13 protein-coding genes are annotated in these 17,620 nt (G+C 35.2%); 5 read left to right on the top strand and 8 right to left on the bottom strand.

Annotated features, from left to right (window positions below):
• Window positions 1-63 precede the first annotated feature (63 nt).
• Together gmk and K0R77_RS09975 are read right to left on the bottom strand one after the other, a co-directional pair.
• Window positions 64-636 carry a guanylate kinase gene (gene gmk, locus K0R77_RS09980; RefSeq protein WP_300351871.1) on the bottom strand — a complete coding sequence of 191 codons (573 nt, stop codon included), beginning with the start codon at window positions 634-636 and terminating at the stop codon, window positions 64-66.
• A 92-nt stretch (window positions 637-728) separates the two neighbouring features.
• Window positions 729-1,586 carry a DUF1732 domain-containing protein gene (locus K0R77_RS09975; RefSeq protein WP_300351869.1) on the bottom strand — a complete coding sequence of 286 codons (858 nt, stop codon included), beginning with the start codon at window positions 1,584-1,586 and terminating at the stop codon, window positions 729-731.
• Window positions 1,587-1,629: 43 nt separating this feature from the next.
• Here K0R77_RS09975 and miaA point away from each other — a divergent pair, with 43 nt between their 5' ends.
• Window positions 1,630-2,550, top strand: coding sequence for a tRNA (adenosine(37)-N6)-dimethylallyltransferase MiaA (miaA, locus tag K0R77_RS09970; protein ID WP_300351868.1), 921 nt, complete (start codon window positions 1,630-1,632; stop codon window positions 2,548-2,550).
• A 215-nt stretch (window positions 2,551-2,765) separates the two neighbouring features.
• Here the strand turns inward: miaA and K0R77_RS09965 are convergent, their stop codons facing one another.
• From K0R77_RS09965 to K0R77_RS09950, 4 genes are all read right to left on the bottom strand, one after another.
• Complete coding sequence (locus K0R77_RS09965; protein ID WP_300351867.1) at window positions 2,766-4,178, bottom strand: efflux transporter outer membrane subunit; 1,413 nt, start codon at window positions 4,176-4,178, stop codon at window positions 2,766-2,768.
• Window positions 4,179-4,337: 159 nt separating this feature from the next.
• Window positions 4,338-7,520 (bottom strand): efflux RND transporter permease subunit, encoded by a 3,183-nt coding sequence (locus K0R77_RS09960; RefSeq protein WP_300351865.1) that lies wholly within the window; start codon window positions 7,518-7,520, stop codon window positions 4,338-4,340.
• Window positions 7,521-7,587: 67 nt separating this feature from the next.
• The gene (locus tag K0R77_RS09955; protein WP_300351864.1) at window positions 7,588-8,748 is read right to left on the bottom strand and encodes an efflux RND transporter periplasmic adaptor subunit; all 1,161 of its coding nucleotides are present in this window, start codon (window positions 8,746-8,748) and stop codon (window positions 7,588-7,590) included.
• A gap of 345 nt (window positions 8,749-9,093) precedes the next feature.
• Complete coding sequence (locus tag K0R77_RS09950) at window positions 9,094-9,690, bottom strand: TetR/AcrR family transcriptional regulator (protein WP_300351862.1); 597 nt, start codon at window positions 9,688-9,690, stop codon at window positions 9,094-9,096.
• A 256-nt stretch (window positions 9,691-9,946) separates the two neighbouring features.
• Between K0R77_RS09950 and K0R77_RS09945 the strand changes: the two genes are divergently transcribed.
• Window positions 9,947-10,501 carry a thioredoxin family protein gene (locus K0R77_RS09945; RefSeq protein ID WP_300351860.1) on the top strand — a complete coding sequence of 185 codons (555 nt, stop codon included), beginning with the start codon at window positions 9,947-9,949 and terminating at the stop codon, window positions 10,499-10,501.
• 49 nt (window positions 10,502-10,550) lie between these two features.
• Here K0R77_RS09945 and K0R77_RS09940 read toward each other — a convergent pair whose 3' ends face one another.
• Complete coding sequence (locus K0R77_RS09940; protein ID WP_300351858.1) at window positions 10,551-11,450, bottom strand: AraC family transcriptional regulator; 900 nt, start codon at window positions 11,448-11,450, stop codon at window positions 10,551-10,553.
• Window positions 11,451-11,573: 123 nt separating this feature from the next.
• Here K0R77_RS09940 and K0R77_RS09935 point away from each other — a divergent pair, with 123 nt between their 5' ends.
• From K0R77_RS09935 to K0R77_RS09925, 3 genes are read left to right on the top strand one after another with little or no spacing between them, the layout of a single operon-like run.
• Window positions 11,574-12,803: a sugar MFS transporter gene (locus K0R77_RS09935; RefSeq protein WP_300351857.1), complete on the top strand. Its 1,230-nt coding sequence runs from the start codon at window positions 11,574-11,576 to the stop codon at window positions 12,801-12,803.
• Between the two features lie 2 nt (window positions 12,804-12,805).
• Window positions 12,806-14,293, top strand: coding sequence for a trehalase family glycosidase (locus K0R77_RS09930; protein WP_300351855.1), 1,488 nt, complete (start codon window positions 12,806-12,808; stop codon window positions 14,291-14,293).
• A 16-nt stretch (window positions 14,294-14,309) separates the two neighbouring features.
• Window positions 14,310-16,742, top strand: coding sequence for a TonB-dependent receptor (locus K0R77_RS09925; protein ID WP_300351853.1), 2,433 nt, complete (start codon window positions 14,310-14,312; stop codon window positions 16,740-16,742).
• Window positions 16,743-16,947: 205 nt separating this feature from the next.
• Here the strand turns inward: K0R77_RS09925 and K0R77_RS09920 are convergent, their stop codons facing one another.
• Window positions 16,948-17,586, bottom strand: a complete 639-nt coding sequence (locus K0R77_RS09920; RefSeq protein WP_300351852.1) for an MBL fold metallo-hydrolase — start codon at window positions 17,584-17,586, stop codon at window positions 16,948-16,950.
• Window positions 17,587-17,620 lie beyond the last annotated feature (34 nt).

Below are 17,620 nucleotides of genomic sequence, written 5' to 3'. Positions count from 1 at the left end.
ATTTTAGAAATTAGAAGTTAGATTTGATCCGGAATTTGCCGGTGTTTTACTAACTTCTAATCTCTAACTTCTGGTTTCTTCTATGAATTTTTTTATTAAACTTTCTATTTCTCTTTTTGCAATATCTAAATCGGAGTTAATCACGATTTTATCAAATTCTTTCGCATAAGACATTTCTTCTTCTGCTTTTGCTACCCGGGTTTTGATGGTTTCCGCATCATCCGTTCCTCTGGAGATCAATCTTCGTTCCAATTCCTCAATGGAAGGTGGTTCTATGAAAATTGACAAAGCTTTTTCACCAAAATATTTTTTTAAGGAAACCCCGCCTTTCACATCAACGTCAAAAATAACAACTTTCCCCAAGTTCCAGATCTTTTCGACTTCAGATTTTAAAGTACCGTAATATTTATCAGTATACACTTCTTCAAATTCTACAAAAGCATCTTCCGAAATTTTTTGCCTGAATTCGTCAGGACTCAAAAAATGATAATCTACGGCATGAACTTCACTTCCTCTCGGTTGTCTCGTTGTGCATGATATGGAAAATTCCAATTCCGGAATTGCTTCCAACGAATGTTTTACTAATGTCGTTTTCCCGCTTCCCGATGGCGCTGAAAATATGATAACCTTATTCATTTTTGTTATTGGTGTTTAGTTTTTAGTATTTAGCTTTTGAAGAGTATTTTAGTAAACATTTTTCATCCAAAAACTAAAAACTAACAACTAAATTATAATACGTTTAAAGTCTGTTCTTTAATTTTTTCCAAATCATCTTTCATCATCACCACCAATTTCTGAATTTCGGCGTGATTGGCTTTTGAACCTAAAGTATTGATTTCTCTTCCGATTTCCTGTGAAATAAAACCTAGTTTTTTTCCGTTAAAATCTTCGTTTTCCATCACTTCAGAATAATATTTCAAGTGTTGGGAAAGTCTTACTTTTTCTTCCTGAATGTCTAATTTTTCAGTAAAATAAGCCATTTCCTGATAGAATCTTGTTTCGTCAACGTTTTCAAACTCTTTTAAAGTTTTCATGTAACGTTCTTTCACTGCATTAATTCTTACTTCCTCATAAGGAACGACTTCTGCCAAAGATTTATCGATATTTTTGATATTTCTTTCCAGTTCTTCGTGAAGAATTTTCCCTTCAGTTTTTCTAAATTCCTGGAATTTATCAACAGCATTATTGACAATTTTAGCCAAAGATTCCCATTCGCCTTCCGTTAATTCGTCAGGTCGTGAAGTGATTGCATCCGGAAGTCTAACCGCCATTTTCAGGTATTCAAAATCGGGTCCGTCAGAAGCTATATTTTTAAGCTCATTCATGTAAGAATCAATCAGGCTTCTGTTGATTTTTACATCATTTGTTTCTTCAAGATTCTCAATATTGATATAGCAATCTACCTTTCCGCGGATGATTCTATCGTTCAGAATTTTTCTTACTTCAAATTCTTTTTCTTTGTAACGCAAAGGAATTTTGATATTCAAATCAAAGCTCTTGCTGTTCAGTGATTTAATATCGATAGAAATCTTTTTTCCTTCAAAAACACCTTCGGCTCTACCGAAGCCGGTCATTGATAAAATCATACTTTTTTATTGTTGTACAAAGATAAACATTTAAATTAGCACTGTGAAAGCGAAAAATTTGATTTCTGTTGTAGGACCTACCGGAATTGGAAAAACGAGATTGGCAATTGATTTGGCAAAACATTTCAATACAGAAATTGTTTCCTGCGATTCGCGTCAGTTTTTTAAAGAAATGATCATCGGAACCGCTTCTCCGTCTGCAGAAGAATTGGCAGAAGCAACTCACCATTTTATAGGAAATCTTTCTGTTCAGGAATATTATTCGATTGGACAATACGAGGAAGATGCTTTAAATAAACTCAACGAACTTTTTGAAAAATACGATACCGTCATTTTAGTTGGCGGAAGTATGATGTACGAAAAAGCGGTTATTGAAGGTCTGAATGATTTGCCGGAAGCCAGTGAAAAAAATCAGAATAAATTACAGGAAATTCTGGATCATGAAGGAATTGAAAAACTTCAGGAAATATTGAAAGAACTCGACCCTGAATATTTTTCTGTTGTAGATTTTCATAATCACAGAAGGCTTTTGCGTGCAATAGATGTTATTTGGCAAACGGATAAAAAATACTCTGAATTGATTGCTGTTTCTCAAGACTCAAGAGATTTTAACGTTATTCGGATCGGAATTGAAGCTGCGAGAGAAGAATTATACGACAGAATCAACCGACGCGTTGATATCATGATTGAGAAAGGCTTGTTGGATGAAGCAAAAGGTTTGGAAAAATTTAAAGGTTTGACAGCTTTGAATACAGTGGGTTATTCAGAATTATTTAAATATTTTGAAGGTGAATGGGAATTGGATTTTGCTATTTCTGAAATTAAGAAAAATAGCAGAAGATATGCAAAGCGACAATTGACCTGGTATCGAAAAGCGGATGATATTCATTATTTGAAGTTGGGATATTCTCAGAAGGATTTTGATGGATTGATTGAATATATTAATGAAGAATTTCAAAAATAATACAACGTACACTTTGCCATTGACTCCGTCGAATCTTCGATTTCCGTAGGAATCTCGGCAACAATATTGCAAAATAAATCTCTAAAAATATAACTTAGATTCCACGCTTCACTGCGTTTCGCTCTGAAAGACAATTCGGATGCTAAAAATGTTTTTACTTTAAACAAAAAAATGCGATCCCGAAAGACCGCACTTCAAACAATATAATTAATTTACTACTTCCATCCTCCACCTAAAGCACGGTACAAGTCTACAATACTGCTCAACCTCTGTCTTTTTACGGACGCAAGATTCAGTTCAGCCTGTAAAGAATTTCCCTGAGCTGTAATCACTTCTAAGTAATTGGCCATTCCGCCTTTATAAAGCATTTCGGCACTTTTTATTCCGTTTTTTAAGGTTGTCACTTGTTCGCTGGCTTTTTGTTCCTGAACTTTTAAACTTTCATTGGAAACCAATGCATCAGAAACTTCGCCTACTGCATTCAAGACAGACTGACGAAAAGCCAAAACGTTTTTTTCTCTCTGAATTTTGGCAACATTTAAATCTGTTTTCAATTGTCTTTTCTGAAAAATAGGCTGAGTCAATCCTCCTAAAACAGAACCGAACAAAGAAGCCGGAATTGAAAACCAGTTATCAACTTTAAATGAATTAACTCCACCAGCTGCTGTAATTTTCAATGAAGGATACATATTTGCCTGAGCAATTCCTACGATTGAATTTGATTCCAGTAAAACCAATTCCTGCTGACGAACATCGGGACGACGGCTCACCATCGCTGCAGGAAGTCCGGCAGAAATTTCCTGTGGTAAAGAAGTGTCGGACATTTCAATTGTTCTGTTGACTTTGTTTGGATTTTCACCAACTAAAATGCTCAATGCATTTTCCTGAATCGCAATATTTTGTTCTAATTGAGTAATCAAAAGCTCTGTAGATTGTTTCTGAGCTGTAGCTTGCTGAACTCCCAACGAAGTCGTGTCGCCGCTTTGCCATAATTTTTCTGTGAGAGAAAGGGTGTTGGTGCTTAAATCTAAATTTGATTTTGCAATCTGCAATTGTTTATCAAGCATCAATAAATTATAATAGCCCTGAGCAATCGCCGCAACAACCTGTGTCTGAATTGCTTTTGTCGCTTCATAAGTCTGCAGATACTGCATTTTTGAAACTTCCTGCTGATTTTTGATTTTGCCCCAAATATCTGCTTCCCAAGATAAATTAAATGCTGCATTATAATCTTCGACATGACTTTGCCCTAAAAATAAATTTAAGCTTTGCCCGTTCATGCTGTTTTTTGAAGGCTTTGAAATCTGCGCAGAAACTCCGAAACCTACATCGGGATATTGAAGATATTTTGCCTGTTTCAGTTTTTCCTGTGAAGAAGCAACTTGTTTTAAAGCAATCTGTAAATCGAAATTATTTTTAATTCCTTTTTCAATTAAATTTTGCAACATCGGGTCGTTGAAAAACTGTTTCCATTCTAAGTTGGCAACGCTTGCAGTATCTGCAGTCGCAGTATATTTGAATGTTTCGGGAAGTTCGGGTTTCGTTTCCTGATATGCCAATTTCGGCACACAAGAAACTGCACCTAATGCAATCCCAAAAGCGATGATTATATTTTTTACTCTTTTCATAAGTCTATATATTTAAATTGATCACAAAACTTTGAGCGGTAAGCAAAGAAGTCTTTAGTAGGAGAAAATACTTTGCTTAGTTTGGAAAATCTTACAAATTAAATTGAAGAAAAATTTTGCGCGATTTTCATCTCTCAAAGTTTTGTTAATCATTTATTATTAGTGTGCTGTTGCTAGAAGTTCTTCCTGTTGTTTTTGTTTTAGAAGTCTTTTATTTTTTCTGCTTGGCATTTTTTCATGTAAATACTGGAAGATCACATACATTACCGGAATGATGAAAATTCCGAAGACAACTCCTGTGAACATTCCGCCAACGGTACTGATTCCGATGGAGTGATTTCCTTTTGCTGCTGCACCTTGCGTCCAAACTAATGGTAACATACCGATGATGAAAGCAAATGAAGTCATCAAAATTGGTCTTAAACGTAATCTTGAAGCCTGAAGAGCTGATTCAATCAATGTTTTTCCTGCTTTTCTTCGCTGAACAGCAAATTCTACAATCAGAATCGCATTTTTCGCCAACAATCCGACGAGCATAATTAATCCGACCTGAACATAAATATTGTTATCAATTCCGGCCAATCCTGTGAAAGCAAATACTCCGAAAATCCCTGTAGGAATGGTCAAAATAACCGCAAATGGAAGAATATAACTTTCATATTGAGCTGCCAGTAAGAAATACACAAACAAGATACTTAACATGAATACAAAAGCAGTTTGTCCACCGGTTTTGATTTCTTCACGGGTAATTCCTGTCCATTCGTAACCGTAACCTCTAGGAAGTGATTTCTGAGCAACTTCTTCTACGGCTTTGATGGCGTCTCCGGTACTGTAACCAGGTTTTGGAGTTCCATTAATTGTTACAGCGTTGAATAAGTTGTTTCTTGAAACTGTTTCAGGTCCGAAAGTTCTTTTTAATGTCACCAAAGTCTTTACAGGAACCATTTCGCCAGTTTTATTTTTAACATAAATTCCTTCCATAGAATTCGCATCGGTTCTGTAAGGAATATCTGCCTGAGCCATCACTCTGTAATATTTTCCGAATCTGTTGAAATCTGAAACAAAGCTACTTCCATAATAAATCTGCATCGTCTGCATCAATTCTGTCACAGAAACGCCCAACTGATTGGCTTTATCCGTATCTACATCAATTGTGTACTGAGGATTTCCTGCTGCGTAAGTTGTAAAGGCAAAAGCAATTTCCGGACGCTTCATCAATTCCCCGATAAATGTCTGAGTGGTTGTTCCCAACTGCTCAAATGAACCGTTGGTTTTATCCTGCAACATAAATTCAAATCCTGAAACGTTACCAAAACCTTGTACCGTCGGAAAGTTGAAGAAGAATGCATTGGCATCTTTTACCTGTGCCACTTTTCCTGTCAAGGCTGCTGCTATCTGATCGGGATCTTTCACTTCGCCACGATCTTCAAAATCTTTAAGCTTGATGAAACCTGCAGCATAAGGAGACGCGTTAGAATTACTTATAAAGTTCATTCCGTCGGCAACCCAAAGGTGGTTTTTGGCTTTTTCACCGTTGATGATTTTATCAATCTGTTCAGTGGCTCTGTGCGTTCTGTCTAATGAACTTCCTGGAGGCGTATTCACTGCGTATAAAACAAATCCCTGATCTTCTGTTGGAATAAATCCTGTAGGAGCTTTGTTAATTAAGAAAACACTTGCAGCCGTGATCAACGCTAAACCAGTAACGGCAACCCATTTATTTTTAATTAAAAATTTAAGGCTGTAAATATATTTTTTGGTCATGTTGTTGAAGCTTTTGTTGAAAGCATTGAAAAACTTCGCTCCAAAACCTTTTTTCTGACCGTGTTCGCCATGTTCTCCTTGTGGATCATTTAATAATAAAGCACATAAAGCCGGACTTAAAGTCAATGCATTAACGGCTGAAATCATAATGGCAATCACCAAAGTAAAGGCAAATTGTCTGTAGAAAACTCCAGCCGGACCCTGCATAAAACCAACCGGAATAAACACCGCACACATCACCAACGTAATGGAAATAATGGCTCCGGAAATTTCACTCATTGAATGCGTAGTTGCCTGTTCAACTGGCATTCCTGTTTGTTCCATTTTTGAATGGACGGCTTCAACGACGACAATCGCATCATCCACCACAATTCCAATAGCGAGAACCAAAGCAAACAAGGTCAACATGTTGATACTGAAACCAAACATTTGAAGGAAGAAAAATGTACCAATGATCGCAACCGGAACAGCAATCGCAGGAATTAATGTAGATCTGAAATCCTGAAGGAAAATAAATACTACAATAAATACCAGAACGAATGCAATTACTAATGTTTCTACAACCTGATGAATTGACGCATCCAAAAAGTCTTTTGAATTATACATGATGATGGGTTCAACTCCCTTAGGTAGGGTAGTTTTCATTTGCTCAACCTGCTTTTCAATATCAGTTAGAATTTCATTTGCATTAGAACCTGCAGTCTGTAAAATGGCAAATCCTGCTACAGGTTTACCATCCATTCTGTTGGCTGCGGTATAAGTGTAAGAACCGAATTCTACTCTCGCAACATCTTTTAATCTTAAAAACGAACCGTCACTGTTTGATTTGATGGCAATGTTTTCGTAGTCTGCATTTTTATTTAATTTACCTTTATATTTTAAGATATATTCGTAAGTTTCCTTGCTTCCTTGTCCTAAACGTCCTGGTGCAGCTTCTAAATTGTGATCTTTAACTGCTGCTAAAACTTCCTGCGGAGAAAGATTATTGGCTGCTAATCTATCTGGTTTCAGCCAAAGTCTCATTGAATAATCTCTCGTTCCGAAAACCTGAGCCTGAGCAACTCCCGGAATACGCTGGATTTGTGGAATAACGTTGATTTTCAAATAGTTTTGTAAGAAAAGTTCGTCATATTGTTTTGGATCATCACTTGACAATCCCATAAACATAATCATACTGTTCTGAACTTTCTGAGTCGAAATTCCCGCCTGTACAACCTCCTGCGGAAGCTGGCTCATCGCTTTAGAAACACGGTTTTGAACGTTTACTGCTGCGTTATCCGGATCTGAACCTTGCTTGAAAAATACGCTCAAAGTCATGGATCCGTCGTTACTTGAGTTGGAGGTCATGTACGTCATGTTCTCAACACCGTTCACAGCTTCCTCAATAGGAACTGCAACAGAACGGGCAACAACTTCTGCATTCGCTCCCGGATAAAATGCCGTCACCTGCACACTCGGTGGTGCAATATCGGGAAACAGCGTAATCGGAAGGTTAAAAACCGACATCGCTCCCAACAGCAATAGTATAATGGAGATAACCGTAGAAAGTACCGGTCTATCTATGAATTTTTTTAACATAAGAAATTTATTTTTTAATGTTGTTTAAACGCTTTTCTGACTTTTGTATTAAAAGTTTAAACGCTTTTTACAAAGGTCTTGCTCTTAAAAGACTGTCAGATGAAATCGCTTTCGGCTGAATCATTACTCCATCTTTCAAAGCCCCGATTCCTGTGTAAACGATCTTCTCACCAACAGCAAGTCCTTCAGAAATAAAGTAATAGCTGTCTGTTTTTCCTGAGATCGTTACAGGTTTTGAGGTTACTTTTTTATCCTTTCCAACTACATAAACGTAGACTTTATCTTGTATTTCAAAGGTCGATTCCTGAGGAATAACAAGTGTGTTGGCAAATAGTTGCGGCATACGAACTCTACCTGTATTTCCTGTTCTCAATGCTCCGTTTGCATTTGGGAAAACTGCACGAACGCTTATTGCACCTGTGGTTTTGTCAAACTGTCCGTCAACGATGCTCATTTTACCTTTTTCAGGATAGGTGGTGTTATCTGCGATAACTAAATCTACCATCGGCATGTTTTTCAGTTTCTCGTTTAAGGTCGCTCCCGGATATTTTTTCTGGAAACCAATAAAATCCAGTTCGCTTAGAGAGAAGTATGCATAAATTTCGCTGATGTCCGATAATAAAGTCAAAGGACTTGGATCTGTTCTTGAAATTAAACTTCCCTTTTTGTAAGGAATTCTCCCAATGTATCCGCTTACTGGCGCAGTAATGGTTGTAAATCCTACGTTGATTCTTGCTCCACCGACTGAAGCTTTTGCCTGTGATGCTGCTGCAACTGCTGCTGCATAATTCGCTTTTGCAGTTCTCAATTGTACATCAGAAACTACCTTTGCAGCAACCAATGGCTGAAGTCTGTCAACTTCTACTTTTGCTTTCTGAATATTGGCGTTGGCAACCTGTAAATTGGCATTGGCCATATTCATTTGCTCTCCGTAAGCTCTTGAATCTATTTTAAATAATGCTTGTCCGGCTCTCACATAAGCACCTTCTTCTACATAAATTTTATCTAAATATCCGTCAACTTGTGATCTGATTTCTACGTTATTTTTTCCTTCTAGTGCAGTTGGGAATTCCTGATAAACTGTAGCAGGAGAGGTGATCACAGTATATACAGGCAATTCTGGTGCAGGTGGTGCAGCGTTTGTGCCTTCTGCTGCTTTAGTACAACTTTGTAAAAGAATAATACTCGATATAAGTACGATAATCTTTGTTTTTGCTGTTATTTTCATTTTAGTTTATTTTTAATAAAATGTTAGATTAAGTAATGTTGTTTTTAATTTAATTGATGTAATATTTTCTAACGGTGTTAAGTTTTGGTTAAAAAAAATAAAACATTTTTAATGTTGAGTTAATGTGTAATTTTCATGTTTACAATTTTTAAATATAAATTTGGGTGAGTTGTTTTTGTGTGTTATTTTTCTTAACAGTGTTAATGATAAGGGAAAAAAATTGCCAGAAATAATGTAAAGAAGTTATGTTTCATTTTAAAGTTTTTTATTTTTAATTTAATTGAATAATGTTAATTATTCTATGTTACTTTTCCTAACGGTGTTAATTTTTAGTTCAAAAAAAATTTACAATGATTTAATAAAAGCCGAAACTGTTTCGTCCAAAGTTGTTTTATTCATTGTAGAAGGGATGTCATCGTTTCTCATCATCATAATCGAAATCAATCCGTGAACTGCTGAAAACAGAGCATGAGAAGAGTGACAAGCATTGTTCTCATTTGAGCCTTTTTTCTTGATAATTTCGTAAGTACAGTCGTAAAGCATATCCTGGAAAGACGAAAATTCTTCTTTCATCAAACCTTTTCCGCTACACTGCATTCCAAGACCAAACATCAATTGGTAATATTCTTTATTCTTAAAAGCAAAATTCCAGTAGGCATCTACAATTGCCGTCAACTGATCTTCAGGTGTTTCGTGTTTTTTCTGAGCTTTCAATAATTCTATCTGCAAACAGTGAAAACCATTTATTGAGATTTCATATAAAATTGCTTCTTTGTTTTCGAAGTGATCATAAACAACGGGAGCACTGTATTCAATAGCATCTGCAATTTTACGGATAGAAAGAGATGCCCAACCGTCAGTTTTAGCCAAAGAGAATGCTGCCTGCAAAATATTTGCACGGATAGATTCTTTTTCTCTTTGACGACGTTCATGTAAGCCCATGATTTTATTTTACTAACAGTGTTAGCAAAAATACAAACATTTGACTATACGAACCAAATAATTTTTGAAATTTAACTTATAAAGAAAGACTTTGAAGAACTTTATGATTTGCAGTTTGCTGACGGGATGGGAGTTGAAGTAAGTTATTCTTTAATTATTGTAAAAATTAATAGATTAAATAGCCTAACTCAATTAGATTATTGTTTTAGTAACTACTAAAAGAAATCTTTATCTTTGTGGACAAAATAAAAAAGATATGAATACTCCCTCAAATATGTTGGCATTAGGTACAAAAGCACCTTTTTTTGAACTTCCTAATCCTTCAAAAAGCAATGAAGTTCAGTCATTAGATGATCTGAAAGGTGAAAAAGGCACTTTGGTGATTTTTATGTGCAATCATTGTCCGTTTGTACTTCACATCATTGATAAGTTGACAGAATTATATGAAGATTATAATGAAGCAGGGATTGAATTTGTTGCGATCAACTCAAATAATGTTGAAAAATATCCCGCAGATTCTCCTGAAAAAATGATTGAATTCCAGATCGAGAGAAATTTTGATTTTCCTTATTTATATGACGAAAGCCAGGCGATTGCGAAAGCTTATGACGCAGCTTGTACTCCGGATTTCTTTTTCTTTGATGATAAATTAGACCTTATTTACAGAGGGCAGATGGATGATTCAAGACCGGGAAATCATAAAGAAGTGACTGGTGAAGATTTGATTATTGCTTTTGAAAACCTTTTGATTGGTGAGCCACAGGAAGAAATTCAAAGACCAAGTATGGGTTGCAATATTAAATGGAAATAACTTTTCATTATTTAAAATATATCAGCTGTTCAATTTTGAGCAGCTTTTTTTATTCTAAAAATGTAGCTTTAGCCTCAACTTTCAAATCTACATTAACTTTGTTGTGTGAGAAATTCTTAATAAACTCTGAGGGTGTTTTTTCTGTATATTTTTTAAACATTCTATTGAAGTAAGTTACATTGTTAAAGCCGCAATTGTAACTGCATTCTGAAATGCTTTTATCCTGCGCCATTAATAAACAAGCTTTGTTAATGCGGTATCGATTTACGAATTCTGTAAACGTGATTTGGGTTGCTTTTTTAAAAAAATTACAGAATGCGGGAAGCGTTAGGTTTGCCAATTTTGCTACATCTTCAATATTAATTTCTTTGTCGTAGTTGCGTTCTACAAAGGTGAAAATATTTTCCAGTCTTGTTTTGTTTTTTGAAATGATGGTGTAAGGCATAATTTCGTTATTCAACAGTTCGTAATCTTTAGACTTTGAAAGTTCGAAGAGGATTTCCAGCAGCAATAAATATCTTTTATAACCTTCAGATTCCAGCATCAGTCTCAGTTTTGGAATCATCACTTTTTTTATTTTTCTGTGAAATTTTATACCGTATTTCGAAAGTTCTAATAAATCTTTAATAGATCTTGCTTCCACTTCCTGTTCAGGAAACTGCAAAATTTCCTGTCTGAATTGTAGAACAATTTCTTCATGCGGATCAATCGAATTTAAACCAAATCCCGAATGTGGAATATTGGAACCAATTAATACCAAATCGCCACTCGTATAATTGCTTTTGTGGTAGCCAACGTGTCGTGTTCCACTCCCGGAAATTACGCACACGAGCTCAATTTCCGGGTGATAATGATATTCCCATTTGAATTCTGAGATGGGTGAGTTGTTGTGAATCGTGCGAAAAGAGCTCTTTTCATCAGGAATTACTCTTTCAAAAGTAACTTTCATTTAGTTAATGATATTTAGGTTATAAAAATAGCAATTATATTAATATAGTTCAAATATTGATTTACTATGTTAAATTAACGTTAACTGAAATGCTTCTATCTTAGCCACCAAGAAATTAACTCCATGAAAAATTTCAACATAAAAGCAGCTTTGTTTTTAAATTATTTCGTCTTTGCAATCCTTCTCAATTCTGTTGGGACAGTGATTTTGCAGATGCAGCAGAATTTTGATGTCTCAAAATCTCAGGCGAGCGTCTTGGAAGGTTTCAAAGATCTTCCGATTGCAATCTGCTCATTTATTTTAGCCTCATTTTTACCTAAAATAGGAATCAAAAATTCAATGCTTATCGCACTTTTTTTGGTAAGCTGTATGTGTTTTGTAATGCCGTTTGCCAATGAGTTCTGGTTCTTTAAATTGTTATTTGCCATTGTAGGGATTTCTTTTGCCCTAATCAAAATTTCAGTTTTCACATCGATAGGTCTGGTTACAGAAACTGATAAAGAACACTCCAGTTTTATGGGATTTCTTGAAGGGTTTTTCATGGTTGGTGTTTTGATGGGAAATGTACTTTTCAGCCTTTTTATGGATGACAATAATCCTAAATCTACTTATTGGCTGAATGCATATTGGGTTTTGGGAGGTCTGTCGGTTTTGTCTTTTCTTTTTCTCTTTTTTTCCAAACTAAATGAAAACGATGCTAAAAGTGAAGAGACAAGTTTGCTTGGAGATCTCAAAAACAGTATCAGTTTATTCAGTTACAAAAAAGTTTTATTCTTTTTATTGTGTGCTTTTTTATTCGTTTTGGTTGAACAAAGTTTCCAGACCTGGACGCCGACTTTTTATAAAGAAATTTTAAAAGTTCCTACGTCGATGAGTATTCAGGCAGGTGCAGTTTTGGCGGGAGCTTTTGCTCTGGGAAGATTCTTGTCAGGATTTTTCTCAAAGAAATTCAGCTGGATATATGTTGTTTCATTCTGTGTAGTTGGTTTTGCCATAAGTATTTTACTGGTTCTTCCATTGACGCACGATATTGTGATCAGCACCAATACAAACTGGTTGAATGCACCGCTTGTCGTTTACCTTTTTCCTTTAATGGGAGGTTTGTTGGCACCGATTTATCCAAGTATCAATTCTGTTATTCTGGCTTCAATTCCGAAATATTTACATAGTGCAATGTCTGGTCTTATCGTCGTTTTTTCTGCAATAGGAGGAACAATCGGATCAATTATCACAGGTTTTGTCTTTCAGGAATTCAGCGGACAACAGGCTTTTTATCTGTCTTTAATTCCTTTGACTTTGCTTATTGTTTCGGCAATAATCATGAATAAATTAAAAATAAATCCTAAAAAATAAAAATGAGTACTCAGCTATATATAAAAGATATTGAGTCTTTGTTTGACGATGTTCAGAGATCAGAAATTTTTGACGATCAGAAAACAATGACAGATGCAGTTCCGTTATTTCCTGTTTCGGAAATCAATGAAAAATATGAGAAAGAAAAAAATAATGAGGATTTTGATCTTAAATCTTTCGTTTTATCAAATTTCGATTTTTTGGGATCTAAAATTACTATCGAAAGAGAAAAACAGTTACCGATTGATCAGCATATTGAAAAACTTTGGGACGAACTTACAAGAACTGCTCCTGAAGAAAAAGGAACGCTTCTGAAACTACCAAAACCGTACATTGTTCCCGGAGGACGATTTAATGAGTTTTTCTATTGGGACAGCTATTATGTAATGTTGGGATTGCAGGCTTCCGGACGAATTGAAATGATGGAAAACATTGTTGAGAACTGCTCATACCTTATTCAGACATTCGGATTTGTTCCAAATGCAAGCAGAACCCATTTTCTGAGTCGCTCACAGCCGCCTTACTTTTCTTTAATGCTTGATTTACTTGCTGAAAGCACAAATGATAGAGAAATCTACAGTAAGCATTATGATACTCTTGAAAAGGAATATCAATTCTGGATGGATGGCGAAACAGGCTTGGAAAATGATTCTGCAACTAAAAGAGTCATCAAAACAAAAGAAGGAGCAACTTTAAACAGATATTACGATGCTGAAAATACGCCTCGACCTGAAAGTTATTTAATCGATATTGAAGATTATAAAGAACCTGCAGGAAAAGATTTTTATAGAAATATAAGAGCTGCCTGTGAATCGGGATGGGATTTTTCCAGCAGATGGTTTGCAGACGGAGATCAAATTCAAACCATTGAAACTTTAAATCTTGCTCAGGTTGATCTTAACTGTCTCTTATGGCATTTAGAAAAAACTTTAGCTCAATCTTCTGAGCTTAAAAATCTTTTAGAAAAACAAGAGTATTATAGTCAGCGAGCTGAGAACAGAAAAAAAGCAATCGATCAATATTTTTGGGATGCAAAAGGAAAAATCTATAGAGATTATCACATAAAAAATTATCAGCAGACTTCATCAGAAAGCGTTGCAACAATTTATCCTTTGTTTTTAAAATTAGCAAATTTAGGTCAGGCAAAAGCGGTGATAGAAACCATTGAAGAGAAATTTCTTTATCAGGGAGGAATTGTTACCACGACTAAAAATTCAGGACAACAATGGGATCTTCCAAATGCATGGGCTCCTTATCAATGGTTAGGATTTTTATCTTCAAAAAATTACGGCTTTGATGATCTCGCTGAAAAAATAAAAAACAACTGGTGTTCAAATGTAGAAAGAGTTTACAACAACACCGGAAAACTCATGGAAAAATATAATGCTCTCGATACAGAAACCATTGCGGGAGGTGGAGAATACCCCAATCAGGACGGTTTTGGCTGGACGAACGGGGTTTATTTAAAATTAAAACAAACTAACATATAATAAAAATCAAAAAGCTATGAAAAAAAAATCAATTCTGTTGCTTACAGGTATAGCAACGTTTTATTTTAACAACACTTATGCCCAGGAAACTGTTCAGGATTCTACAAGAACAAGATCTATTGATCAGGTAGTAATCACTGGTAACTCCCGACCAAAACCAAAAATTGAATCAAGTACAGCAATTTCAACGTTTACTGCAAAAGAAATACAGAAACAGAATCCGATCAGTGCTGCAGCTTTGTTGCAGAGAGTTCCTGGTTTTGCGGTTGAAACTTCAGGAGGTGAAGTAGGGAATAACCTTTTTGCCAGAGGTATTCCTTCTGCGGGAGCTTACGAATTTACTCAGGTTCAGGAAGATGGTTTGCCTGTTTTTGAAGACGGAGCATTGCAATTTGCTAATGCAGATAATTTTTTTCGAGTAGATAACACTACTGGAAGATTGGAAGCGTTAAGAGGGGGTTCAGGTTCTATTTTTGCAACCAATTCTCCTGGTGGTTTGATTAACTTTATTTCTAAAGAAGGAAGTAATGATTTTAAAGGAACTGCTAAATTAGAAACAAGTACATACGGATTGATGCGTACTGATGTGAATCTTGGCGGAGCATTAATTCAGGATAAATTATTCTTCAATGTTGGTGGTTTTTACAGAACAGATGACGGTATCAGAAAAACAGATTTTAAAGCAAACAACGGAGGACAAATCAGAATGAATCTGAAATATGTTTTCGACAAAGGTTATGCTAAAATATATTATAAAAAACTTGATGATAGAAACACATTTTATCTACCAATTCCTTTGACACAAAACGGAAATGATTTAAAAGAATTTCCTGGCTTTGATGCTAATTATGGAACGTACAGTTACAGATCAATCAGTCAGCTAAATATTCCACAAGCAGGTGGAGGTTTCTTCAAAAGAAATTTAGAAGACGGAATTCATCCGAAAGTTGACGTTGTGGGTGCAGAATTTAAATATGATTTGGGAGATAATTTAAGTGTAACCAATAAAACAAGATACACAAACATCAATCTGAATTATACAGGTATTTTCCCTGCAGGAGGGCCCAAAACGGCAAAGGATTTCGCAAATACAAACGGTGGTATTACAGGAAATAATTTCCAGTATTCTTTAGTTGGTAGCGGGCAATTAGTAAATCCTGCTTACGTTCAGGAATTAGGATTCTGGGCAATTGATAAAAAGATGAACAATTTCGTCAATGATTTACAGTTCAGTTACAAGTTTGACAAAGGAAACGCAACAGCAGGTTTCTATAAATCAAACTGGAGATCAAACCAATATTGGAACTGGAGTAACGTTCTTGCAACAGCTACAGACAAACCAGAATTGCTAAATTTAGTTGATACATCTTTAACTCCGACTTCTACAGGTTATTCTAAAACGTATAATGGAGTTACGGCTATGTCATTCTTATTAAGAGAATCTCAGGTTCAGGGAAGTCTGAATGATGTTTATGCAAATTTAGATTTTAATATTACGGATAATTTAAGCTTAAATGCAGGAATTCGTTACAGCAGAGATTTCTATAAGGGGTATTCAGTTAACACAACTACCGGAAACCTCAATAACTCGGGATTAACAACAGATGGAACTCATAGTTTTGCAACAACAACTGCGGATGATAATATGAGTGTTTTGGGAAATAAATATTCTTACTGGAAGTATGATATTGATAAAGTTTCTTACACGTTAGCTGCAAATTATAAAATCAATACAAACAATGCAGTTTACGGACGTTTCTCTCATGGGTTCAGATCTCCAAATGAAGAAGCTTACTATAATTATTTTACTACAGTAAATCCTGATCAGCCATTAAAACCGGTAACTACAAATCAGATTGAAGTAGGTTATAAATATTATACCCGTAATTTTGATATTGGTGTGATCCCTTTCTATTCTACGCTTAAAAACCTTTCGTTTACAGATGTATTCTCTAACGGATCTTCTGAAAATACATTTGCTGACACTGAAAATTATGGTGTTGAAGTTGAAGGATTTGCACGTTTCTTTAATAATCTGGTTGAAGTTAGTTTCAATGGAACTATTCAGAATCCTAAATATACAGGACTTAGCGGAAGCAGCCTTTTAGAGGGGAATACGGTAAGAAGAATGCCAAAATTATACTTCAATATTTCTCCTGCAGTTAACATCACTAAAGAATGGAGAACTTATGTGAGCTACAATTATTACGGAGAACGTTTTCAGGATCAGTTAAATGTTCAGACTTTACCGGCATTTGGCGAGTTTGGAGCAGGAACTTCTTATCAGTTGGGCAAAATTCGTTTTGCAGTTGACGGAACCAATATCTTTAATACCATCGGGATTACAGAGGGTGATCCAAGAGCGGGATCTCCATCAGGAGACGGAACAATTATGGCAAGACCAATCATGGGCGCAGCGGTAAGAGCTTCAATTACTTTAGATTTCTAAGGATAATTTTTTAATAAATTGATAAAACCGCCAGATTTTTCTGGTGGTTTTTATTTTTAAAATTGTTAATCACTCACTCATTTTGTCATTCCGTAGGAATCTCAACACAAATGCTTTGATTACTTTCGGGATTTGGATTCCTCTGGAATGACAAATTTTGTGTTAGAAATTCTATTTTTAGAATTTAGCAAAATATCTCCAAAATTTACTTCAAAAACGGATTAAACTGCTTCTCAAAACCAATCTTAGTAGGATTTCCGTGTCCTGAAAAAACCTTTGTTTCTTCATCCAAGACAAAAAGTTTTGTTTTAATTCCTTCAATTAATTGCTCGTAATTTCCTTTGTACAAATCTGTTCTTCCGATGCTTCCTTCAAAAAGAACGTCTCCGGAAATGATAAATTTCTGATTTTCATTATGGTAAACAACACTTCCCGGCGAATGTCCCGGAACGTGATAAATTTTAAATTTTTCTCCATCAAAATCCAATTCGTAACCTTCATTTACATACTGTAAGTCAACATTAATATGATCAAGCTGAAATCCGAATCTCATTCCGCTGATCTGGAACATATCCAAAACTTCTTTATCATCTTCGTGCATCGTTACCGGAACTTTATAAGTGTCAAAAGCCCATTGTAAGCCCAAAACGTGATCGATATGAGCATGCGTTAAAACAATTTTTACAATTTTTAAATCATTTTCTTTGATAAAATTTGCGATGGCAGTAGTTTCCTGATCATTCATATTTCCCGGATCAATCAGCCAGGCATTTTTATTTTCATTAAAAAGAACATAAGTATTTTCACTAGCAAAATTGAAGACGAAAGACTGTATTTGAAACATATTCTGAATATTTTTTTTATCAAAAATACAATAT

It is taken from the genome of Chryseobacterium sp. (assembly GCF_029240215.1).
Classification (GTDB): Bacteria; Bacteroidota; Bacteroidia; order Flavobacteriales; family Weeksellaceae; genus Chryseobacterium.
This window is presented reverse-complemented; position numbering and strand designations above follow the sequence as displayed.